At 43.5% G+C, this 25469-nt stretch carries 20 protein-coding genes; 2 read left to right on the top strand and 18 right to left on the bottom strand.

Annotated features, from left to right (window positions below):
- From FU659_RS22180 to FU659_RS22165, 4 genes are all read right to left on the bottom strand, one after another.
- Window positions 1-969 carry an ABC transporter permease gene (locus FU659_RS22180; protein WP_147949549.1) on the bottom strand — a complete coding sequence of 323 codons (969 nt, stop codon included), beginning with the start codon at window positions 967-969 and terminating at the stop codon, window positions 1-3.
- A 368-nt stretch (window positions 970-1337) separates the two neighbouring features.
- Window positions 1338-3014, bottom strand: a complete 1677-nt coding sequence (locus FU659_RS22175; RefSeq protein WP_147949548.1) for a helix-turn-helix domain-containing protein — start codon at window positions 3012-3014, stop codon at window positions 1338-1340.
- Window positions 2986-3573: a cache domain-containing protein gene (locus FU659_RS22170; RefSeq protein WP_147949547.1), complete on the bottom strand. Its 588-nt coding sequence runs from the start codon at window positions 3571-3573 to the stop codon at window positions 2986-2988. Before FU659_RS22170 ends, FU659_RS22175 begins: the two co-directional genes overlap by 29 nt.
- 162 nt (window positions 3574-3735) lie before the next feature.
- The gene (locus tag FU659_RS22165; RefSeq protein WP_187274308.1) at window positions 3736-4509 is read right to left on the bottom strand and encodes a phytanoyl-CoA dioxygenase family protein; all 774 of its coding nucleotides are present in this window, start codon (window positions 4507-4509) and stop codon (window positions 3736-3738) included.
- A gap of 133 nt (window positions 4510-4642) precedes the next feature.
- Between FU659_RS22165 and FU659_RS22160 the strand changes: the two genes are divergently transcribed.
- Window positions 4643-5437, top strand: coding sequence for an AraC family transcriptional regulator (locus tag FU659_RS22160; protein ID WP_187274307.1), 795 nt, complete (start codon window positions 4643-4645; stop codon window positions 5435-5437).
- A gap of 186 nt (window positions 5438-5623) precedes the next feature.
- On the opposite strand, the gene FU659_RS22155 is transcribed toward FU659_RS22160, so the two are convergent.
- Genes FU659_RS22155 through FU659_RS22140 form a run of 4 tightly spaced genes read right to left on the bottom strand, consistent with a single transcriptional unit; the run spans window position 5624 to window position 11294 of the window.
- The gene (locus FU659_RS22155; protein ID WP_147949544.1) at window positions 5624-7840 is read right to left on the bottom strand and encodes a helix-turn-helix domain-containing protein; all 2217 of its coding nucleotides are present in this window, start codon (window positions 7838-7840) and stop codon (window positions 5624-5626) included.
- A gap of 25 nt (window positions 7841-7865) precedes the next feature.
- Window positions 7866-9407: an ABC transporter substrate-binding protein gene (locus FU659_RS22150; protein WP_147949543.1), complete on the bottom strand. Its 1542-nt coding sequence runs from the start codon at window positions 9405-9407 to the stop codon at window positions 7866-7868.
- A 51-nt stretch (window positions 9408-9458) separates the two neighbouring features.
- Window positions 9459-10361 carry a carbohydrate ABC transporter permease gene (locus FU659_RS22145; protein WP_147949542.1) on the bottom strand — a complete coding sequence of 301 codons (903 nt, stop codon included), beginning with the start codon at window positions 10359-10361 and terminating at the stop codon, window positions 9459-9461.
- Between the two features lie 12 nt (window positions 10362-10373).
- Window positions 10374-11294, bottom strand: coding sequence for an ABC transporter permease (locus tag FU659_RS22140; RefSeq protein WP_147949541.1), 921 nt, complete (start codon window positions 11292-11294; stop codon window positions 10374-10376).
- Window positions 11295-11562: 268 nt separating this feature from the next.
- On the opposite strand from FU659_RS22140, the gene FU659_RS22135 reads away from it, so the two are divergent.
- Window positions 11563-12171, top strand: a complete 609-nt coding sequence (locus FU659_RS22135) for a pentapeptide repeat-containing protein (protein ID WP_147949540.1) — start codon at window positions 11563-11565, stop codon at window positions 12169-12171.
- A gap of 67 nt (window positions 12172-12238) precedes the next feature.
- Here the strand turns inward: FU659_RS22135 and FU659_RS22130 are convergent, their stop codons facing one another.
- The 10 genes from FU659_RS22130 to FU659_RS22085 all read right to left on the bottom strand — a co-directional run bounded on the left by FU659_RS22130 (window position 12239) and on the right by FU659_RS22085 (window position 24893).
- Complete coding sequence (locus FU659_RS22130; protein ID WP_187274306.1) at window positions 12239-12949, bottom strand: helix-turn-helix domain-containing protein; 711 nt, start codon at window positions 12947-12949, stop codon at window positions 12239-12241.
- 719 nt (window positions 12950-13668) lie between these two features.
- Window positions 13669-14589, bottom strand: a complete 921-nt coding sequence (locus FU659_RS22125; RefSeq protein ID WP_147949538.1) for a dihydrodipicolinate synthase family protein — start codon at window positions 14587-14589, stop codon at window positions 13669-13671.
- A 48-nt stretch (window positions 14590-14637) separates the two neighbouring features.
- Window positions 14638-15627 (bottom strand): ROK family protein, encoded by a 990-nt coding sequence (locus tag FU659_RS22120; RefSeq protein ID WP_261807967.1) that lies wholly within the window; start codon window positions 15625-15627, stop codon window positions 14638-14640.
- Entirely contained in the window at window positions 15624-16256 is a 633-nt protein-coding gene (locus tag FU659_RS22115; RefSeq protein WP_147949537.1) for a D-sedoheptulose-7-phosphate isomerase, read from the bottom strand. Before FU659_RS22115 ends, FU659_RS22120 begins: the two co-directional genes overlap by 4 nt.
- 62 nt (window positions 16257-16318) lie before the next feature.
- Window positions 16319-18820 carry an alpha-mannosidase gene (locus tag FU659_RS22110; RefSeq protein ID WP_147949536.1) on the bottom strand — a complete coding sequence of 834 codons (2502 nt, stop codon included), beginning with the start codon at window positions 18818-18820 and terminating at the stop codon, window positions 16319-16321.
- A gap of 26 nt (window positions 18821-18846) precedes the next feature.
- On the bottom strand, window positions 18847-19719 hold the full coding sequence (locus tag FU659_RS22105; protein WP_147949535.1) for a carbohydrate ABC transporter permease: 873 nt from the start codon (window positions 19717-19719) through the stop codon (window positions 18847-18849).
- Between the two features lie 16 nt (window positions 19720-19735).
- Complete coding sequence (locus FU659_RS22100) at window positions 19736-20674, bottom strand: ABC transporter permease (protein WP_147949534.1); 939 nt, start codon at window positions 20672-20674, stop codon at window positions 19736-19738.
- A gap of 99 nt (window positions 20675-20773) precedes the next feature.
- A complete protein-coding gene (locus tag FU659_RS22095; protein ID WP_147949533.1) occupies window positions 20774-21856 on the bottom strand; it encodes an extracellular solute-binding protein in 1083 nt (360 codons plus the stop codon).
- Between the two features lie 26 nt (window positions 21857-21882).
- Complete coding sequence (locus FU659_RS22090) at window positions 21883-22395, bottom strand: extracellular solute-binding protein (RefSeq protein ID WP_147949532.1); 513 nt, start codon at window positions 22393-22395, stop codon at window positions 21883-21885.
- Window positions 22396-22556: 161 nt separating this feature from the next.
- A complete protein-coding gene (locus tag FU659_RS22085) occupies window positions 22557-24893 on the bottom strand; it encodes a helix-turn-helix domain-containing protein (protein WP_147949531.1) in 2337 nt (778 codons plus the stop codon).
- Window positions 24894-25469: the final 576 nt, after the last annotated feature.

Genomic DNA, 25469 nt, shown 5'->3' with positions numbered 1-25469 from the left:
TTACCATAAACTCTGGTTGAATTTGCGAGCAATTTGGTTTGCCGTTAATACAAGTGTGAAACCTACTAATGACTCGAATAATCCCATCGCAGCAGGAACGCCGAATTCTCCGCCTTGAATACCGATTTTGAACGTGTACGTGCTGATGATCTCCGAAATATCGGCAACTACCCGATTCTGCATGACATAGACGTGGTCGAAGCCAATATCCATGACACGTCCGATACCAAGAATCAGCATCAAAATGATCGTGGGTCGAATGCCTGGAAGCGAAACATGCCACATCTGACGCCATTTGCCTGCACCGTCTATTGCAGTCGACTCGTACAAGCTTGGATCAATCGTCGTAAGCGCAGCTAAATAAATGATGGCAGAGAAGCCAGCTTCCTTCCAAATACCTGAGCCCACAAATACGGTAATCCATGAAAACGGTTGATACAGAAAGGCGAAACGCTCAAATCCAAGCTTCTCCAGAATGTCGTTCACCATCCCAGTGTCCCGAGAAAACAAGGTAATAAAGATGCCACCGACAATGACCCAAGAAAGGAAATGGGGCAAATACAGCAGTGTTTGCACAACTTTCTTGAACCACATTTTCCGAACCTCATTCAGCAGCAAAGCTACCAAGATCGGCACCGGAAATCCAATGAAACTAAGCAAACTCAGCATGAATGTATTTCGGATGATTTTCCAGCCTTGCGGATTCGTAAACAAATAATCAAAATGTTTGAATCCAACCCATGGGCTGCCCCAAATGCCATCCCAAAAGTTATAGTCCTTAAAGGCGATGATGACCCCGCCCATCGGCACATACTTGAATAGGAGAAAACATAAAATGGCTGGAGTTAGCATGATATACAGCGGAATATTTTGCTTTAGATACTTGTGGCTCCTCTTTTTCGTATCTTTGGTTTGACCCCAAGTTTCTGTTTCCCTGTCCAAAGCTATATGCTTCGAAGATACTTGCATGAGACTTTACCTCCTATGTCGCCCTGCGGTGTGTGATATCGCATTGTTGTGATCGTTACGATTCCGCTCACAACCCAACACTACACGGAAATCACTTCTTAAGGCAATTCACACATTTAGAACCGATGCACAACTTCAATACTCCGCAGTAGATAAGGGTTTTGCAGGTATCCAATGGTGTTGGCTGCTCCTGTACGACGCTTGTCCGCATCCTATGCACAATTTTTACACGAGGCTCTGTTTTCACAATTTACAGCATTTGGGAGTATAAGGTAAAACCAATATACGCTTTTATATAAATAAAAAACGACTCCTTCAGGGACTCTGTTGATTTATCCCTGAATCGATCGTTTTTCGTCATTTCCTGGTTAAGCTTGCTGAAACTCTTTGCGGTAATCGCCAGGCGTCCGGCCGACTAGCTTCTTGAAGACACGGATGAATGAGAAGGTATGCGTATATCCAACCTTTACTGCGATTTCCTGGATCGCGGAAGGCGTCGTGACCAATAAATGTTTGGCCTGTTCGATCCGCAGCTCAGCCAAATAATCAATAAACTTCTCACCAAACTCCTCTTTAAATAAACGGCTTAAATAATTCGGTGTCAACTTAAATTTCTCACTTAGCATAACTAGGGAGAAGTCAGGATTGTTATACTCGTTTTCAATATACGCTTTCACTTGATCGATCAGATCGTGCTGGTTTCGCTGTGCGCGCAGGATATCCAGCCTCCGGCAAGCATCCACCAGAATAACGTGCAGTTCTTTTTCCAATTCATCTACGGTGTCAAAAGTCGCCATCCACTCGTTAATTGGATTGAGCGCATATTCTCGCCAGCATTCCATATATTCAGGGGACAACCCTGACATTTCCTTGTAGAAGTGAAATAATAAATAATTCATTAAGTTAACGACTTGTTCGCGTGAAAACAACTGGATGCGAATTTCTGCAAATAATGATTGATAATGGCGTTCCCATTCTGCATCACCGATCCTAAAGAAATGGACCAATTCACGAATAGAAGGAAGCGACCGAAATATGTCCTCGCCAGATTTGTTATTGATATCCTTGAACTCTATTACGCTGCTGACACCGAATGTAGTCTTATAGCTGAGTGCTTCCAAGGCTTCTTCATAGGAGCTGGATACCCGTTGGAGGCCTGACACTTTCGTTCCAAGTCCACAGGTGATCGTAATGGCGACATTCGTTTGGACCCACTCCGCCGTTTTACGCATGATCTCTCGGAACGGATCACTGGCTGCAAGCTCATTCGGGAGTTGACAAACGACGCATAAGCGATGTTTTTCGATCCATTCGAGGCAGATCAGGATGCCTGCATGCTGATTCAGTTCTTGAACAACGTTATCAATGATGAACTTAATTAAATATTGATCCTTATTCGTGTAAGTGGCCGTAAAATTCGAGTACCTGTCGATCTCGAGAATAGCTACTCTATATTGATCATACGTCTTTTGAAATCCGAAACGCGATAACTCCTTGTCCCAGCCCTCATCCGGCTGGAGTTGGGTGCCCGTCAGCAGTTCTTCGAACAAATACCGCCGACGGTAGCTGAAATTCTCATCATTTTCCAGCCGATACTTGCCAAATTGCTCCAGCAGATGATCGAGCAGATTATCAATAATTTTGAATTCATCATGCTTCACTTGCCCCAGGATATGGGGCTTCTGCAGGGGAACGGATGAGAGCCGATCTAGAAGTGATTGAATCGGTTTGTAATTTTGCCGGCTTACATAAACAATCCAAACGGCACCAGCAAGAACGGTGATAATACCGATCACCATCCAGAACGCATTAACGTTCGATAGAAACCGAAAGACGACACCGTCCACAAATCCGCTGCGGATCGTCCAACCTGTGTACTCTGATTTCATTACCGTAAAATCTTCCCGACTCAAGCCAGCTTTACCGTCTATCGCGTCCTCCCCAATAATATATTCCCCATGGGCATCTAGAAGGTGGAGATAACTGAATTTAGAACGGGAAACATTGTTGACGAGCTTAGAGAGCGTATCCAATCTGATATGCAACCAGCACTCCCTCCGTTCCCAGCGGCAATGGCATTCGCATGACTAAAGAAACCACCGGCGTTGTTAGACCGGAATAGTCGACATACTCACGACCTATGCTCCAGCGAGTGGCGGGTGGAGCGGCTATTAACGTTTTTAAGTAAGGGCTGTTGGAGAATTGATCGAGCCCTATCATCGACGTATCACTTAAAACAATTTGGTCACGGGTACGATACAAATAAACCGAATCGATCTCACTGAAGCTGTCTCGCAGCAGAATCAATTTCTTGTAAACATCTCGGTCGTTCAGATAGCGGTTCTGAGATAATGGCGCAATACTGTAAAAATCGATGACAGACTGGTCATCGAGAAATGTTTGAACGATATATTGTTCAACCGTTCGCAGCTTGGAATCGATATACTGCATGGTGTTTTCTGCGTAGATCTCATTCGCTTTCAGCGCCTGCTGCTTGGACAACTCACTCATGGTAAGGAAGAATATCCAGAGCAATACAACAATAACCAACATGAAAACGGGCAGATAGGCGAATACAAGGCGATTTCTCCACTTTTTTCTCATGTACGTATCCCCCTCTCATTGGTACAAAGTACAACGATTCTGATGAACAAGTCAATACTTAATTAGGTGAGTCATGCACATATAGAAGAAAGTCCTCAACATAAAAAGCCCCCGCATTGTGCTGATTCGCGCAAAGGGGGCAGTCAGTATTGCCATTATTCCTTATTTAAAATACATCTCCGTCATCCCGTGCTCGATTCTTGCTGCGATGACATATCGGCAATAGTGCTGGTAGTGAGCATGGTAAAGCTGTCCGTTTTTCGCTGGCGAATACGTCAAATATAATTGGCGGCGACTTACGTTTGCCGTATTAGATCCGCTTTGATGTGGAGTGAAGGAATGGAATAGGATGACATCGCCAGGTTCCGTCTCTACGATTTGCCCTTTAGACGAATCTATTTCAGCAATCTCCTTCGCGTTCATATTGCGCAGCTCCCCTTCCGTTGAACGGAGTCGTTCATGATAGCCTGGGAATAGCTCCAATCCCCCGTTTTCTGTGGATGCGCCGTCTACGGCAACCATGACTGAAATCAGACCTTCTATCGGAAATCCTTGCCACCAGGCGGCATCTTGGTGCATTGAATATCCCGAAACACCGGGTAGCTTATAAATAAGCTTGTCTTTGAAAAGTATCGGCTCATCCATATAAATATCACGTAGCGGAGCCAAAATGCGTTCATCGTTCACTAAATCATGAAACACGGCCGAAAGGTCCTGTACAGGATCAATCTTCTCGATGATTAAACGTTCTTCGACCTTGCGGTAACCAACGCGCAAATTGTTCGGATCCAGGTATTCTTCCAAGCTAAGCAGCCTTTCACTTTCTTGTCGCCAAACAGCGGCTTCCTGAGCGGTAAATACGTTACGCAGAACAAGGTAGCCATTCTCGTTATAATCCTTTACTTGTTCAGAGGTAAGAAATTTCGTGATTTTCATTTGAAACACATCCTCTATATAGTTTTTATTCATTCCTTGGTATAATATTACTACTTGAATAACCCGTATTCCATGCATGAAATATTCACTTTCCATATCCTTTTTTGTGTGGAATCTTGAGGAGGAGACAACTGTGCTGGAGCATTCTTTCAATGTGAAATTAATACGCTGGTACAGCACTTCGATCAAACGTTCATTTATGTTGACAGAGGATACCTACAGTAATTGGGTCATATTGACTGCCGATGATGGCAGTTTTGATTATCGGATAGACGAAGATGAGGGACGTGCGAAATTCGGAGAGCTCATCCTCTGTCCCCCTGGAATGACCCTATATCGCAAAGCAGTGGGGAGTCTTTCTTTTCTATTTATCGAATTCAGTTGGTGTGATAATGAGGGACGAGTTATACAGCCAGGTCCAGATGTGCCTTTCGGGAAAATTTCCTTTCATCGAATCGATCGCTATTCTTCGACTTTTGCATGCATACGCGAATTATCTGACTCGAATATTCATGAGCAGTTCGCCTATAAGCAGCATTTGCTGATGGACATTTTATACGTGTATGCCGCAGAGACCCGAGATAAAACCTTCCATATCACGACGACAGACCCCATTATTCGTACTGCCGTTCTTCATATCCAGAAGCATGCCTACGAGCCGCTTTCCTTAATGCTGCTGGCTGAGCAGGCATCTCTAAGCCAATCACAGTTTTCTAGGCGTTTTCAAGCAGCTATGGGAGTTACACCTATTGTGTATTTAACGGCTATTCGAATGCGCAAAGCAAGTCATCTACTGCTCAATACCGAGCTTACTTTAGAGGAGATCGCGCAGCTATGCGGATATCAAAACGGATTTTATCTGAGCCGAGTGTTCTCAAATACTTATAGCTTGAGCCCTTCCGTGTTCCGCAAAACATATCGGATATGAGAGATCCACGCAACAGCTTCCTGAAGCAAAACCAAAACAGCGCATGCTCCTCAAATGAGAAACCATGCGCTGTTTATCTGTTTTTTTCATGCTGCGGTTATTGTTCTTACTGCTCAGTTGCCGCACTAATTCCTTGACATGAACTTCTCTTGAGGCCTATTTAGTGTTTATTCTTTTTCCGTTCATCTAGGACGTTTCCCTCATTTTCTGTCTATATTCGTTTGGCGTGATCCCATGGACTTTTTTGAACACTCTGCCAAAATAGCTCATACTGGCAAAGCCCGCATCCTTGGATATTTCCGTAATCGTCTTATTCGAAGCGGCTAACAGTTCCATTGATTTCTCGATCCTGACTTCTATAATGTAGTCGTTAATGGTCTTGGATGTATATTTCTTGATCAACCTGCCCAAATAAACGGAAGACATATTCAGAATATCCGCGATACTATCAATACTTAAATCATCTTTCATATACTGCAATTCAATGATACCGCGTATTCTCCGCATCAGTTCATCATATCTTGTGTTTTTGCGCTCACCCAACTTCTCCTCAATACGTTGGAACAATTCTAGAAATTGATTCTGAATATCCGAGAGCCGCTCTAATTCAGATAACTGTGCAAACACTTCCCCAAAATTGATAGAGAATCCGTATCCAGAAGCCTTTTCGAGCGTATCTACGACCATATTAATGGCAAAAAACAAGCGGAATACCGTCAGTTGAAGATCTTTGTACGCATACCCGTCCGTCGACTCCAGAATCACAGAACAAAGCCTCTTCACCTCTTCCATCCGGCCTGACATCAAAGCATCCGTCAGCTGTTCCTCCTGTTGGATCGGGTAGCGGAACGTTCGACAGTTTCTTTCAGCCGTGAGCTCCGCGTGAATTAGCGAGCCCCAACCGTAAAAGACCCGGAATTGAGAGGCCTCAAGAGCATCCGCATAACATTGACGGCAATCCCAAATATCTAAACCGGGTCGACTCACAGCAGCCGTCACAGATATTTTAAGATGTTTTTTGATCGCCTGTTGAATGTCCTGAACCAGTTTATCAACATCTACGCCTCTAATTTCATTCATCATGAAGACCACATGATCATCCCCTAGATCCACCGCTTCGCAGGAAATATAGCTAGATAGAATCTCTGAAGCAATATTCATAACCCCGAAACGAAACAAGCCTCTGTCCTTGAAGCTATACTGCAAGGAAAATTCCTTGAAGTGATCGATCTTCAAAAGGAGTATCACAATGGGACTATGGGTATCCAGACTAATCTCGAAATGTTCCAGTTGCTTCATCAGGATAGGCTGAGAGCCCTGGCCATCCGATAACATCCATTGTCGCAAGAAATCCTGCTTCAATTTGTATGAATTTTCTCTTAAGGCTTGATCTTGTATCCCCACCCTCTTCAGCATAGCGGCCATGGGGCGGTTCAATCTCTTGGAAGATAAATAAGACAATGCAAAGCCCACGACGATTAGCAGCAGGCAAATTACCAGCGTTCTTGTTCTCATCGCATTGACATCCTTAACGACAACTTCGTAAGGCGTATATCGAACGAATTTCCAATCAAGGGAATCCGATGAGGCAAACGTGATTAAAGACTTGACGCCATCTACTTTCCCGATGAAATGCCCGGATTTTTCCTTGGAATGCAAAATATCCTGCACAAATTCCTGATCCGATAATGTGCTTAGCATACGATCCTTATAGATACTGCTGAACATAACTCCCTGCGAGTCCATCATGATGATGCTTCCATTGCGGTTCTTGTCCATGCCTTCAATGACCTTCTTCATCCAGGAATCAGAGACATTCAAGACGATAGCGCTTCCTTCTTCTGAGCCCGTTGCTTCATAATAAATAAAGGTATACACATTGTATTCGATTCCGACGAAGTTGGATTGTCTTTTGATGGTACGTGTAATCGGTTTCAAATTCATATCCGGTTTAAAATCCTTGATAATATCCACAATTTCCTGATCATCGACATTAGATTTTTTTTGCAAACCGTAGTTGCTGATATAATAAACATCCAGCTTGCCATTGTACAGATAGACGGAATGGAGGAACGGCATCGAGGCAATCAGATTGAGCCTATCCGTGATGTTTTTCATGTCGACAGGATCCGTAGCTGCTGGATAAAAAATTTTGGACATATCCTTATCGAGCAGAATTTGGGCTATGGCCATTTTGGCGTTCTCCAGCACAGAATCCGCCGCCGAGCTAATCTGCGACAACGATTCCTCGGAAAACGTATAAATTTTTCTTTGCTCGATCTTCACAAACTGGAGATACAAAATAAAAGTTACAGCGAGCACAACGACCGCCATTAAAGTCGATAAATAAACGAACAGGCTGGAGAAGTAACGACTTTCCAGCATGCGAGACGGAACTTTCATTACTTCTCCTCCTGTCAAACCCTATTTATTTTTTACCTGAAGCCTTCCAGCTCTCATATTGCTTATTCATTTCCTGAAGCACTTTATCGATGCCTGCCGCTTTCAGCTTTTCCTTGAATTTGGGCACATAGACTTCCGGATCAACCGAACCGGTTTCCAAGATCGGCCTGAATTCGCTTTCCGCGTTTTTGATGGCTGCGACCTCTGACGTTAAAGTCGAACTGTCAAAGTTAAAGCCCAAATCCGGAACAATTTCTGATTCGTCATTGAATTTCTTGAATTGCGCCCATATATCGTCCGGTTCGCCAGGCATCAAATAGGTCTGGAATTGGTTACCATACGCCCAAGTCGTATTGGGCTTGTATCCTGACTTTTTCCCATTATCCGTATCTGGTGCGTAGTCGATCCGCTTTTCGCCTTTTTTGACATAATGCTTGCCTTCAATTCCCCGCCCTACCAAATTGATCAGCTTCTCATTAGCATACATCATATTATAAAACATCAATACACGGTCGGGATTTTTGGAATTCGTAGGAATTGCCATCATAGAGCCGACCAAATCGTTGGTTGTTGTAATTGGCTTGCCAAAGTTCTGATACACCATCGGTATTCCGAGTGAATTCCCCACTTGAACATCGACATACGGTTTCAATTGAGTGAGCATAAAGGCAGATTTAGCTTTGTCATCATTATTAATTTTCTTAACAGGCGCGTCTGCCGGAATGTATCCCGCCTTGTAATATTTGTTCATCGTTTTTAACGTACTCATGTATGCCGGCTCATCCAATTCCAGTGCATAAGCGCTTCCGTCCTTTTTCATAAAAAGCGATTGAATGGGCGATACATTCCAAAATTCCCGGTTATTATAATTAGGAGCTCGGGATAACAAGGCAGTAGCTAGCAATGGCGTAATGGACGGTTCATTCTCCTTGATGATTTTTAGAGCTGGTTCCATATCTTCTATGCTTTTTATCTGAGAAATATCGATTTTATACTTATCCATCAAATTTTTACTAGCTATAATGCCGAGCCAGGAGCCTTTTTCCTTATAAGCTGCCAACGTGTAATTGCGCCCTTTAATCGCGCTGGCTTGCAAGAACCCTTCCGACAACAGCTTCTTCGCATCAGGTGCTAATTTATCGAGCTTATCTGTAAGATCGACGAATGCCCCTTTCCCCACCATCGTATTATAATTCATATTCCCATTGGAGGTAAACATGAGATCTACTTTCTCGCCGGTTGCCAGCGACGCGGTCATCTTGCTGTCATAATCCCCGAAGGAAATAATATGCATTTTGACAGTAGCATTGATTGCCGGTTGAGTAATCTTATTGATTTCCGCTTCTACCAACTCATTATCCGCTTGAGGTCCTGATCCAATGATATACCAATCGATTTGATACGGCGGTAACTCACTTTGAGTCGGTTTGACACTTGAACTTGGATTTGAACTTGGCGTAGTGGTACCACTTGCCTGATTGCTGTTGCTGCTGCAGCCTGCTAATACGATGGACAGTGACAACATCGCTACTGACAATCCTTGCATCTGCTTTTTCCCCTTTAACATCTTGATTACCTCCCAATTTGTGAGTATCTATGCTAACCAATATGATTGGAATTAGCCTTTAATTGCGCCTACTGTCAAGCCCTGGACAAAATACTTTTGGAAAAACGGATAAGCGAGCACAATTGGCCCTATTCCTACCACGGCAAGCGCCATTCGAACGGTCAGCGAGGGTGGCTTAATTTGCATAACGGTCCCATAATTCTGTCCACTCACGGAGGATAAGAAGTCCGCTGTGCTTTGCGCTTTATATAACAAATATTGAATATTCAATATCTTGTCGTCTTGAATTAACATAAGGGGCAGCCACCAATCGTTCCAATACACAATAGCGCTGAACAGACCGATCGTCGCTAGACCAGGCAAGGACAGTCGTAACACGATAGAAAAGAAGATTCGATATTCACCAGCTCCATCAATTTTCGCTGATTCAACAATGCCGTCAGGTATTGATGTCATGAAATACGTTCTCATAATCATTACATACCATCCATTAAATAAATACGGAACGATCAAAGCCCACACATTATTTTTGAGCAGAAAAATTTGCGTCGTCACCATATACCAAGAGACCATGCCGCCTGAGAATAACAACGTAAAGACAACCAGGAAGGTAAATAGCTTGCGATAGGCAAAATCCTTTCTCGACAATGGATAAGCAAAGGACGAGATGACGAGCAGGCTCAATATCGTTCCAACAACGGTTACGAAGATTGTTACGCCATAAGCCTGAATGATGGTTTTACCTTCCTGCAAAAGATACTTGTAAGCCTCCAATGAAAATTGATGAGGCCAAAACCTGTATCCGTCCATAACAACGGATTGTTCGGCGGTTACGGAAACTGCTACTACCAGGAGCAGCGGTACCAAACAACTCAAACCCATTAAGATAAACAACACGTGAATGATCAAGTTGGCTGGAGCCGATATCGAATTGACTTTTAATGCAGATTTCATCCATCTCCCTCCTTAGAGAATTGCTTTATCTTTATCTATTTTTCGAACCACATAGTTCGATAAAAGAACGAAAATAAATCCTACGAACGCTTGGAACGTACTTGCGGCTGAAGACATTCCGATATCACCACTATTCATCAATGCCCGAAACACGTAAGTGTCGATAACATTGGTGACATCATACAGGGCACCGGAATTCATAGGAACTTGATAGAACAAACCAAAATCTGCAAAAAACATTCGACCGATTCCTAACAGCACGAGTAAAGTTATGACTGTAGAGATGGATGGAATCGTAATATGACGAATTTGTTGCCATTTGGACGCGCCATCAAGTGCAGCAGCTTCGTAGTATTCGTGAGCTATCCCCGTAATCGAGGCCAAGTAAACGATGCAATTATAACCTGCATATTTCCATATATTCGTAAAAATAAGGATATAAGGCCAATATTTAGTTTCGCTGTACCACTGCACGGGATCCACACCAAGCGGCTGCAAAATCAATTGATTGATGATCCCTTTATCGACGCTAAGGAATCCATAGAACAGGTAGCTGACCGCAATCCAGGATAGAAAATAGGGCAGCAAGATCGTGGTCTGATACACCTTCGCTAATCGTCGATTTCTTAACTCGTTTAATGCGATTGCAAGAAATAGGGCAATTAGAGAACCCAATGCAATAAATATCAAGTTATAGACGACGGTATTGCGTGTAATGAGGAATGCATCCGGCGCTTTCAAAAAAAACTCGAAATTTTTGAAGCCGACCCACGGGCTATTTTGGAAGTTCGTTAAGAAGCTTCCCCCCGAATAACGGAAATTTTTGAACGCGATCAGTATGCCTCCAATGGGCAAGTAATGGAACGCAATCAATAGAAGCAAACCGGGTAATGTCATAAGCAGTAAAGCGCTGTTTCTTGTGAAAGTTCTCATTCAAAATCCTCCCTCGCTCTCTCACCCCTAGATTATCACCCGCTTTCAAGGATCGTAAATCGTAAATCGCGTAACATTTCCGCATTTTAGCGAACAAATGTCATTAAATCCGAATATGTTCGTTTTAGGAATTCAACGTAATCAGAACCCAACTATATAAGAAAAATACCGCTTGACTTTTAATTGTGATCAGAAGGGTACTTGACAGCCTTTGCTATATTAATAAAGGAGCCATTCACACGTACCAAACATACATAGGAGGCATTCAATGTTTCAGCATATCAATCAAAACTATTCAGGCGTTAACTTTGGCACTCAAGATTTAAGGTGTGGTGAGCTAATTAGTTGTACATTTAATCGTTGCTCGTTTGCTAACGGATCACTTGAGGAGATTACAACCAGCAACTGCCGTTTCATTGAGTGTGATTTTCGCGGAGCATTATTAAATAGCTCCATTCATAAAGAATCTGCTTTTGAAAATTGTGTTTTTAACGGAGCTAATTTGTTTGTCTCGAAATTTGAGCAATGCAAAATGATGGGTTCTGATTTTTCTGGCTCAAATATGGATGGAGTCACTATTTTTCAAGGCGACTGGTCATATACAAATTTGAGACATATCCGATTAGTTAGACAAGACTTACGCCAGGTTAAATTTCATGAAGCAGACTTGTCAGGAGCTGATTTAGAAAAAGCCGATTTAAGAGATTGTGATCTGACTATGGCGTTACTGGCAAAAGCGAAGTTGCAGGGGGCTGATGTAAGAGGGGCTAACATGGAGGGAGTGGATTTCAAAACATTCACCATAACAGGTTTGAGAATAGATAGAGAGCAATCTGTGCTGTTCTCGCTTTCTCATGGAGCCAAGGTAGGTTCATGAACACTAAAACGCGGCCCTATTAGTGGTCGCGTTTTGAGCAAGGGGTTGTCATTAGGTCACCGTAGGTTTAAAGGCTCCCCTTGCGATAGGTCATCGGGCTGACGTTGAACATTTTTTTGAAAGCTTTCGAAAAGTAGGACAAGTTGCTATATCCCGCCACCTGCGCAATTTCGCTGATGGGCTTGCTGCTGCCGCGGAGAAGCTGCTGGGACAGCTTCATCTTCTGGATTAAAATATATTCCGTTAAAGACTCGCCCGTCTCCTTCTTGAACAGTCTCGATAAATAAGCGGGGTTCAAGTGCACCAATTCTGCGAGTTCCCTACGCTCAATGCGATCATCCAGATGCGCGTGAATGTAGTCCTTTACCCTTCTTACGATAGAGTCTTCATCCGTCTTCACATAACGACTAACCACCCCGGTTACCCGAACGGCCCATTCTTCCATCTGTCGGATCGTCTTGGGGATCAATGCCATCTCGAGTGCTTCCGTCTCCGCGAATACTTCCTGTACATATTTCCCACGTTTATGTAACACTGAGTAGATCGTTTGCAGAATGCTGTGATAGTAGATCAGAAGTGACTCTGCATTGCCGCCTTCAAACTTGAAGGCCGCAAACAAATGATAAATTCGCTGACGCAGTTCTGCCTCGTCGCCTTGTTCGATCAAGGACGGCCACGCGGATAGATCGAAGGCTCGAAAGCGTGCCGGCTCTTCCATTATCCCCTTGTAGAGATGAACGGTCTGGGATCTCTTAATGTTGTCAAACTCTATTTTCAATAGTGATTCGTAGACCAGCTTCGTCTGCTCGATAGGGGACGGTTCGCCAATATAACAGGAAGCCTTGCAGTAAAAATGCTGCCTGCTGTACTGGATGAAGGCTTCACACCGTAATTACTCTGCGTAAGGGGCTGGTTTTTTCTAATGACCGGCGCGGAAGGCAAACACGAACTAGCTTTCGCGAAATGCGATGCAGGGACTATCGTTGAAGAAAACCTGCAATTGTACATTTTTAAATATCGCGATTTATCCAGCAGCTACTATTCATGCGAAAATACATTTTTTCATTCACCTTATCTCAAATTAGGACAATAAAAAATCGGAATACCTGTAGATTTGCAAGATTTCCCTACTAAAAAACGATTACAATCGAAAATAACTGCACTCTTACAGTTTAAGAGGACCACTGAACTAAAAACAACATTCATTAGCCCCATAGACCAATGAAATTTTTTTCTGTGAAGCAATGATTTTTAAGTATGATGTGACAGAAAACAACGAAAAAACCGTTAAAAGCCATTCTACAGACAAAAAATGATCCTTTTTCATGGCGATGTTTTTTCTTCTGCCCAGATTTTGTTCAGCAGCTCCAAGAATACTTGGTAGGGCTGAGCCCCAGAAACAGCATACTTGTTATCCTCGCCACTGTGAGGCACACATAAAAAGGACTCGCAATAAACGAGTCCTTCATCAGATAGAGCAGCGTATAAGGTTAACCTTTAACTTTTCAGTTCAGCCAACAATCGATCTGAATAACGCTTTAACTGTTCCACTAGTAAACGCTGGTGCGGCTGAAGACCTGTTCCATCTTTGACACGTGTAGTAAGTGTGAGAGGAACACCCGAAAGTTGAATGTTATATTTGGCATCTACTGGATAGTAATGTCCCTCGATGGCCGAGGATAGACCGAGATAGTCTTGAAGGTGATCTGCTTCCTCCGGTCGCGTGTTCCAATTCTCTATTAACCATACAAATAAATCTGGATGATGGTTGGCCATTATACCGCTATAGCCGGCGGCTCCGAGCTTCAGAGATTCGAGTAGTGTCGCTGAATTGGCATTGAAAAGCTTTAACCCGGATTCCTTCAGAACCTCCAGCCTAAGCCTTATTTCATCGATATCGCAGCAAGTATCTTTAAGGAATAAAAAACGTCCGGTCGATACGCACCATTGCAGCAAATCCGAATTCATCAGTCTTTTATAGGGATATGGGCATTCATAAATCCCGAATTTAACATCAGGCACTGCATTTAGGATACGCCCAGCATTGGTCTTCCACACTTCATCAGATTCGTGTTCTTCTGCTAACCGATTGCTCAGCATGACGAAAGCTTCGATACCAGTATCCCATATCTGCTTAATCTCCTCAATCTGATCCTCGATCCGATCTGAGATATGGCCCGAAGCAATAACTGGCACTCGGCCTGCGGCCTGCCTCACGACGATCTGAATTGCCTGCACTCTTTCCCCCAAGCTCAGCTTGAACATCTCACTGGAGTTACACATCGCAAATAAACCGTGTACACCCCGCTCGATATACCAATCCACCAACCGCTCCAAATTAGGCTCATCCAATTGATTATTATCTGTAAATAGCGTGAGCATAGTTGGCCATACACCGCTCGACATGGTGGTACTCATCCCAAATCCACTCCTTTCAATGGTTACGTTTAGTCAAATATTGATTTTTCAGCTTACTTTTATAGTTAACTGGTTTAGCGCTACCGATAAACCGGCATAGTCGCCGACCCGCTCTTGAAGCCCAGCAGGAACTATCCTACAAACCGATAAGGCATGAGGCAGCGCTTCGCGTCGCAGCTCCGCCAGCATCAACGGTTCCAACAAGGCCTGCTGTCTGCCATAAATACTGCCGATCACGATACAATCGGGGTTCAGAATATCTACAAGCAGAGCCAAGCCCTTACCTAGTTTACAGGCAACAGTTTGAAAAATAGCAATGGCATCCGCTTCTCCCCGTTTCGCCGCCTCACCGATCCGTTCGGCTGTAATGGTAGAAATCGCTTTAGGCTCCATGCAAAATGAAGGTGTCTTCCCTTCCGCAAACATACGTTCCGCCGTTATTCGCCCAAGATCAGCAATACCGCCACCACTGCAAAAGCCCTCAAAGGAGCCCGCTTTCCCATAACCGACAGGACCTATCGGCTCCAGACGAATATGTCCTACTTCTCCAGCCATGTCGGATGCTCCTGAATATAGCCTGCCATCCAGGATCAACCCGGCTCCCATTCCGGTGCCGAAGGTCAGAAAGATCATATTACGACTACCCTGACCGGCCCCCCATTTCCATTCTGCCAATGCACAAGCGTTGGCATCATTCTGTAAGCCGACGGGAACGGCGAAGTACTCGCGAAATGGGCTGACGATATCGACACAGGACCAGTTCGGTAAATTCGGTGGTGACAGAATGAGTCCAGCCCTGCAATCCAACGGACCACCGCAGCTGATACCTATGGCTGTGAGCTGTCCGTGGCCTGCTTGGGCAGCTTCAGCCAACAGCTCTTCCAGTTCATTTAACAAACGTGCGACATTATCCATCGGTTCCGTCAAGGTCTCAAAGCGGCGCTTGCCTATTATTTCAATTTGATCTCCTTCCATCACACCCAAGCTAACTGCACACTTGGTACCTCCAATATCAATCCCGGCCAGCATACTCATCATGGAAAGAATTCCTCCTCCAAAATGATGCACAGGGCATGATAAATCGGCAAATGCCGTTCTTGAATATCCGAAGTCAATTCCCATGGGACACGAATGGTTACATCGCAAAGTTCAACCATTTGACCGCCATGTTCACCTGTAAGTCCGATCGTGTGGAGACCTTGCACTTTGGCGACCTGAATCGCACGTGCAACGTTGGCGGAATTGCCTGAGGTACTGATTCCTAGCAGCGTATCACCCGGCTTTCCGTAGCCGTAAACCTGCTGGGCAAAAATCATCTCCGCTGAAACATCGTTGGCAAAAGCAGTGATAAGTGCCGAATGACTTACTAAAGAAATAGCTGGCAATGCTCCCTGCAAATGATCGGCAAGGAAATCTCCACCATCTGGAAATTGCTTAAGAAATGAGTTTCTTGCATCGTCCGATAGTATTCGCTTGGATCGAAAACCTTTCATTAATTCTCCTACCATATGTTCGCTATCGGAAGCGCTCCCTCCATTACCACACAGCAGCAGCTTACCTCCTTCATGGAACGTGAGCTTGAGAATTGAAGCAGCTTTCTCAATATCAGGCAGACATTCGACCAACTCCGGATACTTGTCACACATCACTTCAAGTACAGCCTTCATCGATTGGCTCCTTTACATCTTAAAGTCATATCATTACTTGTATTTCAGTTACTTGACTACACTTATTTCGGATCAGCTATTTCAACGAAATTAACCTCGCCAACCGCTATAGCGGAATCGTCTGGAATAAAAAATGTCTTAATCTCGCATTTCCCGAACGTTGTACGCCATTCGCGCTGCAGCGCCTGCAGCTTAAACTCACATTGAGTATCTTGCCCTAATGTTTCGTAACAGCGAACGATCCATCCGTTCCCATCCTCTGCTCGTTTAAACGCTGTTGCCACTACAGAAGCGGCAGAAATCACAATACCTTCGCCGTATTGCGGCAGCGTTCCTTCATGATAAGTCTCCCATATTAGCAGTGGTGGAACGTTGAGCTCATTAGCCTTTTGGACTAATCTGCCATCCTTCCAACTGCCAGAGTGAGGCGTTAGCGTGTAAGCAAATTCCTGCACACCTTGATCCATGAATTCAACCTGATCATCACGTACACCAAAATGATCCGCATAGATGGGACTGCGTACAACTGTCATTCTGATTTCGCTTCCTAGTACGTCATAGCCATATTTGGCATCATTCAGCAAGGCCATCCCTCTGAACTGCTGATCTTCTCCGGAGGCAAGACCCGGTACGATCCCGTATACATCCACCCACTGCTGTCCCGGCACTTCGTTGCCGTTCGTAGGGCGCTCGATAAAGCCATACGGAATTTCGGAGACGGACTGCGGTTGATCGACATGTATGGGAAAAGAAAGCTTCAACATCTTGTGCTTTTCTCTCCAATCCAGCTTTACACGAACCTGTACATCAGACGAATGCTCGCTTAGGCTAAAGTCCTGACGAAGTACCGAGCTGTTATAATAACTCGTCACACGAATTGTGGCGCGAAGCGGACCCTGCTCCAGTATTTTTATTTGCGCATCACCAAAGCGGCCTATTTCAATCCGATATTGCACCAAAGCATGCCCCCAGGTATCACTGTGATGCTCGTCGATTACAATCGGAACGGCGCCTTTACCGTTTAACAGCTCTGAATTCGTCGTTTTATCGAAAATGCTGCTGATATACCCAGTGTGAGCATCCAATTGCACACGAATCTTAGCATTTTCCAGCATATTGTCCGCCGCATGAACCTCACCGGCCAATGGTTCAGCAGGGATGTCCTTATCGCGGTAGGTCCAGTAAACACGATACCCAAACGCCGGAACACGAGCCGTGATTAACGAGTCCCACTTGTCATCCTTAGCATTTGTTCGTGACGCACGTACAATCTGGATCGCTGTCGATGTGCCAGCTTCGTCTGTAATACTTTTCAGTTTCTTATTCACTTTAACGTGCGTCTCGACCTCCCAAGATAGAGGATTAAAGATAACGATGGGTGCTCCCAAATCATCCTGCTCCCAGGATTGCCAATCCTTATCCTTGCTCAACGACTTGACCTCGGGTTTCATCGTGTCGATCGCCCACGATATTTTTTGCAAAGCTGCATTCAGTGACCTCGCTCCAATAGCCAACGCTTCACCATGAAATTCTCTCACATCATCAAAAGCTTCCTTGATGCTGCAACCTCCCATGATGTCATGAAACTGATTAAACATAACGTTCTCCCATGCTAACTGAAGCGGCGCCATTGGATATGGAAGTCCTAACCACAAATTAGCCAAGGATGAGAATTTCTCTGCGCTAAGCAGCCGATGCTCGACACGACGATTGTTTGCTTTAGACTCGGAATGGGCGGAGTAACAGCCGATCGCATGTCTCTGCATTTCATCCTTTACCACAGGGATCGTAGGATTTTCTTTCACCACATCTGAAAAATATTGATTGGGTGAGCTTAGAATAATTTGATCCCGTCCATGCTCCTCACGAATTTCATCGATCAGCTGCAGATTAGCCACAGTCGGACCACCACCATGATTGCCCACTCCGTAAAACGACATATAGTCGTGACCTTTTTCTTTAGCAAGCCGCTGATGCTTCAGAATTTTGGCATCCTTGCCGTGTCTGGTGAAATTAGCGTAGCTGTCTGATAAACGAAATGTCATCACTCGGCTGCCATCCTCTGACTCCCACCAAAATAAATCACTATCCAAATGCTTTTCGTGCTCTTCCGGTCGCATAAACAAGTAATAGTCCATCCCACTCCGCTTTAAAATTTGCGGCATCATCCCATGATGGCCGAACGAATCGACATTGTAGCCAACTGTGGCCATGATTCCGAATTTCTCCAGAAAATAACGCTGCCCATATAAGCTTTGACGAGCAAATGATTCTCCTGAAGGCAAGTTGCAATCCGGTTGGATCCACCAACCCCCTGTCACGACCCAGCGACCTTCGGCAATCCGCTCACGGATTTCGGCGAATATCTCGGGCGCATTTTCCTCCACCCATTGATAATAAGCAGCGCAAGCGCAGGTAAACACAAACTCGGGAAATTCGTTCAAACGATCCAAAGCAGATCGAAACGTTGCCTTGATTTCTGCATAACCCTCCTGCCATTGCCATAACCAAACCGGGTCAAGATGGGCATTACCTATAAGATGAACCTTAGAATCTTTTGTCATATAAACAGCTCCCTAGAAATTAGTCACTATCCTTTTACGGCACCAAGCATAGCGCCCTGGATAAAATATTTTTGAACGAACGGATAAACGAGTAGAATCGGTAAAATAACGACAAAAACGACGGCATATTTGATATTTTGAGCCATCATAGTTATCCCTTCGGTAGAGCCTGTTTCCGTAGCCTGTGAAGCAAGCTCACCTTGAATCACGATATTGCGCACAAGAATTTGAAGCGGGAACAATTTTTTATCATTTAAATAAATCAAAGCCGGGAAAAAGCTATTCCAATGCGCTACCGCATAAAAAATGAACATCGTCGCCATCACTGGCAGCGATAACGGAAGAACGATCCTCCATAGAACCCTGATCTCACCCGCACCATCCATTGTCGCTGACTCATAGAGCGCTTCCGGTATTTCCTCGAAAAAAGTCCGCATCAGAATCATGTTAAACACATTGATCGCCGTCGGGATGAGTAGCGCCCAGATCGTGTTCACCATGCCAAGTGAATGGACAACGGTATATCTTGGAATTAAACCGCCATCGAAAAACATCGTAAATACAATGAAAAATGCAAACAAGGATCTCCCGTAAAGATATTTTTTCGAGAGCGGATACGCACATAGTGTGGTCATCAATAAATTCACACACACACCGAGTGAGGTATACAGCAGCGTATTCATGTATGAGCGAAGAATAGCATGGTCATCCATGACGATCGCGTAGGCTTTCACCGTAAACTCAATGGGGAAAAGAAAAACTTCCCCGCTTTGCACTGCAACTCCTGAGCTCACGGATACAATAGCCATATAATACAAGGGATAAATCGTAACAAAAATCAATATCAACATGAGCAGCACATTTAAAATGTCAAAAGGACTTATCTTGCTCCCTCTCATCCCGAGTTTGTCCTCCTTAGAATAAACTGGCACCTTGTATCTTTTTGGCAGCCTGGTTCGCTGCAACAATTAAGATAAGCGAGATGACGGATTGAAAAACACCAACAGCTGCGGCAAAGCTGAAATCAGCATCAATGAGTCCACGGCGATACACATAAGTTTGCAGGACATCCGCTGTTTCGTAAGTAGGACCGCTGTAGAGCAAAATAATTTTCTCGAATCCAACGGAAAGCATGTGTCCAATCGTTAAGAGCAAAAGAATGGTCGTCACCGTAGCTAATCCTGGTAGCGTGATATAGCGAATTTTATGCCATCTATTAGCACCGTCAATCGTTGCTGCTTCATACAATCCAGGGTCAATCGAGGTTAAAGCAGCTAAATAAATTATCGAATTCCAACCCATACCCTGCCAAATCTCGGAGCTGATATAGATGGTTCGAAACCATTCGGGTAAGGATAAGAATGTTTGAGCTTCTCCACCCAGATGGACGATTAGCTGATTAAACAGTCCGGAAATTGATAGGAAATTGACGATCATACCGGCTACAACGACTGTAGACAAAAAATGAGGGACATACGTTACCGTTTGTATCATCCGTTTGAATCTACCGCTTCTAAGCTCGTTCAACAGGATCGCAAAAACAATCGGAGCGGGAAAATAAAAAATCAAAGCATACAAGTTAAGTGTTAATGTGTTGCGCAGCACCTTCCAGAAATAAGGCTCATATAAAAATTGTTTAAAATATTTTAATCCTGCCCACGGACTATGAGATACACCTTTAACAATTGAATAATCTTGAAAAGCCATCAAATTACCGAACATCGGAGCATAATGAAAAATAAGAAAATAAACCAAAGGAAGCACAAACATCATGTACAAATATTGACTTCTGCGCAGTTTTTTTCTCACATGATGCCATTTGGTTTTCTTGTTAACCGAAGGGCTGGACGACATGGATGAGTTGCTAATGACTGTCGATATAATAACCCGCTCCTTTGGGAGAAAATGGAGGGACCGATCCATCACACGACCAGATCAGGTCCCTCTCTATCCTTATTTAGCTCTGGCTAATGCCGTATTGTAAATTTTTTCAATTTCTTCTGCGCCCTTCTCTTTACATTGCTGGATAAAAGATTCCCAATCTTTAGTTAGAGCATCTGTCATAATGAATTTATCCATCGTTAGTGTCAGGTATGCATCCAGCTGTGTTCGAAGCTGCTTCAATTTCTCACGTTCATCTTTGGTAAATGCAGGGTCATACGACATTCTGAATGCGGAACCATCCTTAATATATGCTAGGTTCTTATTGGTCCACTCCGTCATTAACTTATCTTGACCCGGAATGCCTAAACTATCGTCCGCATTTAAGGCCCACCCCAGATAACCGGTTCCAAGCTCCGAACTCATGGCTGCACTTGGATCGGTTTTGTCTTTATACTTACTGAAAAACTCTTCTTTTCTAGTTGGAATTCCGTTAACTATCGAATAATGCTCATTTTCAATCCCCCATGAAGTCAACTTAGTTCCTTCCTCGGAGTAAATCCAATCGATGAATTCAATGATTTTATCTGGATTTTTCACATTTGCATTAATGACATACGATTCAGATAAATGGTCAAGCTGATATAGAAGGCCACGCTTCACGCCCTTATCACTTGTCAGTATCGGCAGCATATCAAATTGGGCCTCTGGGTCCTTCTTCTGTAGTGTTTTGTTGAATGTGACACCGAATCCGGTATTGTCCATGTAAAACAACGATTTGCCGGAGCTTAATTTTTCCTGCCAAATTTGCGATGTAGCTGTTGTGTAGTCGGGATCTAAAAGTTTTTCTTTATACAGCTTATTCAGATAGGTCAGCGCATCTTTAAATTGCGGCATAAAGGGACCAAATTTATACTGTTTCAAGGCAGGGTCATAATATATTTTAGCTCCACTTACATTCGTGTAACCGCTACCCATACCAAATGCAATTGGATTGATCAGATTTTCCGTGCCCGTCAGACCATTGGCTGCGCGACTTGTATATGGAAAAGTGTCTGGGTATGCTTCCTTAAGCTTTTTTAATACCTGATACAATTCTTCAAAGGTGGTAGGCGTTTTCAAATTTAATTTTTTCAGCAAATCAACTCGAATCACAGGAACTTGACCTGATTGTGAAGCTCCTACCTTTGCGTAAGTGGAAAGCCGTACAGTTTTCCGTCTATCTTGTTTTTATTAATTTCTGGATTATCCGCTATTATTTTTTTGAAGTTAGGCATCTTATCCATGTACTTTGTCAAATCCAGAAATACGCCTGTATCTGCAAAGTTGGAAATATCATCCTGTTTGACTAGCAGCACGTCGGGAAGAGTATTCGTAGCGATCAACGTTTTCTTTTTATCATCGTAATTGCTTTGCGGTGTGCTCTGAATTTCGAGCTTGATGTTCTTTCTTTTCAGAATTTCCTGCACGACTACCGAATTAGCTACCAACGGTTGGCTCGGATGTTCATACCTCATCCAGGTTACGTTTAAAGGATTAGCTTTTTTGGTATCATCTGCTGCCTTGGTTCCTGTATCAACTACTTTGCTTCCTACGCCTTCGTTCTTTGTTGGTGTCCCCCCTGTGCAGCCAGCTAAGAGACTACCTAATAAAGCGACAGAACAGCCTGCGGCTAAATACCCCTTTGATTTCATTCGTTCTCCTCCTTGTAAAATTGTAATGTTGCTCTTAACGCCCCCCTAGTGTAAGCGTTATCTTATTCGTTTGAATACAACCGGTACAACGCACCACGATACGTTTTTCCGCTTCGGGCGGCCATGATGCGTTATTCTACCCTGATACAAAAGGTAGTATTTTATTCTTTTTTTCTGTGTATATGCCGATAATCAGCCGGTGAAATGCCTTCATGCTTCTTAAACATTCTCAGAAAGGTAGTCCTGCTGTTCATCCCTATCCGCTCTGCGATTTCATTAATTTTCAGTTCCGTCTCGGTCAGCAGCTCTTTAGCCTTAGCCATCCGGATTATACTGATATAATCGGTAATACTCGTCCCTGTGGTTTCCTTAAACAATCGGGATACATACTTGGCCGAAAGTCCGATTTCATTCGCGATGCTTTCCAAATAAATATCCTTGGCATAGTTGTTTTCAATAAAAGTCGTAATGAACGAAGTCACCGTACCCGTTCGTCGCTCGCCCTTTGTTAAGGTTTCGGCAACGATCCGTTCATAAAAATTAATCAGTCGATGGACTCTATCCGTAAACTCGTTGGGTGTTATATTTTTATTAGCTAGCACCGCATACTCCGCTTCAGTAAGCAAAATATGGATATCAAGCTGCCGTTCATTCACGTAACGAATTCCGGTATTCCATAATTCAACAAGCAGAGCTCCAAGATAAGCATACGATACACCACGGCTCTTGTTCGCCTGGATCAGACTATCCACTTCCGCTATAATGACATCTACATTACCCGCCTTCAAGCCATTGACTATTTTCTTTTCATCAAGGAATGAATAGAAATAATTTTGCTCTATGGTCAATCCTACTGCATCGGCAATCGCCATATCGGAATGATCTTTTCTCTGATCCATAGCTGTAATCGCATCACTGTAGGACTTAGCCATATCACTAACCTTGGAATAAGTTTTGCCCAGTCCGATAATCAACTCTGTGTAAATCATATCGTACTCAAAGGTTTTCTTAATATGATCGAGTGCTAGAACCAGCCGTTGATTGTCAGCTTCCTGCTTCAAATTAACCATGCAAACATAGAAATTGTGCTCATACTCCATCAAGTAACAATTCACATGCTGCTGCATAATGCCCCATAGGAGCTTTTTCATTTTTTCCTGAATCAACAGTCGGTCCGCTTCCTCTATATCCCGGTAAAACCTTTCCTTATAATGAAACATAAAGCAGCAGCACAAATAGCTGTCACCTTTAAATCCGATATCGTTAAGGACCTGATCCAGCGTTTCCTGATGTGCCCAGGGCTGACCACGAAATAAGCTGGCAAAAAAATGATCAAGCAGACCATTGGAATACAGGCTCACTTTCAGCACAGCGTCTCGATTTTGTTGAATCAACTGATCAATTCGGCTGCCAATTAGACTTAGTTCATCCCTACTTCTCTGTTCATATGTGAAATTAATTTCCTTTTCACTTTGCACGAGGATATTTCGGATGTTTTTGATCGGATTGTACAAGTTGATACTGAAGATCAAAGAAAAACAAACGCCAATAATCATCAACGTGATACAAATCCAAAATATAAGGCTCAAAATACTTGCTGGCTCTTTACCAAATGCTTTTGTCGGTGTGATGGAATAATAGTCCCAGCCAAAAGCTTCCGAAGGCATATGAACGATCAATTCTTGCTCATCGCCGACTTCCATGAATACCGTGTTCTCGACTTCAGTAAAACGTTTGCTGATTTTCTCAATCATCTCCATACTGAAGCCGCTCTCGTTCAAAATTACCTGATGTTTTTTATCCAAAATGAGGTAGGCTGTACATGGAAAAATAGCATTATTTTTCAGGGAAGCTGCAATTGCCGGAAGCGAAAGACTCGTCACCATCGTCACTAACCTGCCATTGACATATTGCGTAGTGACGCTCGGAATGACCATCCGGCTAATATCGCTCTCGATGTAGCTTTGTACTTTCGTGGGGGGCAGCAACTCAAATAATCCACTCGTTTTCAGTTTTTGCTTCCAATACTCTTTATCATAGCTTTCCATTCGGTAAAACTTATCGAAAAACATATCGAAGTCAGCCATCTCCTGGCTCGTATAAATCTTCACCGAATCTGTGTACATAAAAATGTGATCAATGAAAGAGCTGATCGCATTCCGATTACCTGCAAGCGCTTTCACAATTAATTGCAGATTCACTTTTTCTTCGTTGGTCATCTGGATATATGGCTTAACGTTTTGTTCGATAATTGGATTCGAAAATAAATTGTTATTGTTCAATTGCGCACTGCGCAAATAAATATCAACGGTCTGTGAAGAAAACTTCAAGTTATCCATCAGTTTCTGCGAAGCATCCTTTTTTACAACTTGATTAACATTGAAATAAACGGTCAGACCAATGATTACTATGGGAATCAATAAGGAAAGAAAGTACATCAATATTTTGGAAAATAATTTGTTCGTCTGGAATAACTTCTTCAATGGTTGACCGTTCATCTAAATACCCCCTGCTTACATACATGGACTGGGCATGAGCATCCAACTTCTTAGCTCGAATTCTACCCTATCAAATTTTCTTGATCCCGCAAAGCCATATTGGTCCCTGCTTGACTAAATTGGAACGCTATATTAAAAAAGCCGCTTTTCACGCGACTCTTATGAGTGAAGGAAGGACTCCCGTTATATAATATTCGGCAAAAATAGTTATTTTCCTTGCAAGAATTATTAAAGTTATCACTTAGGAATGCTTAGATTCCAAAAGTAAAAAGCATCTTCAAGACATTCGAAGCTCTCTTAAAGATGCTCTAATTGACCACCTAGGACGTCACTCATAAATGAAATGGCTGCGTAACATTGTCCATACAACATAGAGATAGAGGTTACATCCAGGGACGATAACGACAACTTCGTTTAGCGTCTCAGGCATTCCTGTCATCGGGGACTACTATAAATCAGTTTGGGGATCTTCCATTTAATCGGGTAGGAGGCTACTCATTAGTTGAGTAGCCGACCTCCCACACCACCGTACGTACCGTTCGGTATACGGCGGTTCCTTAGTTTACACAGTGACTT

The sequence above is a fragment of the Paenibacillus sp. N3.4 genome, from assembly GCF_008017805.1.
GTDB lineage: Bacteria > Bacillota > Bacilli > Paenibacillales > NBRC-103111 > Paenibacillus_E.
This window is presented reverse-complemented; position numbering and strand designations above follow the sequence as displayed.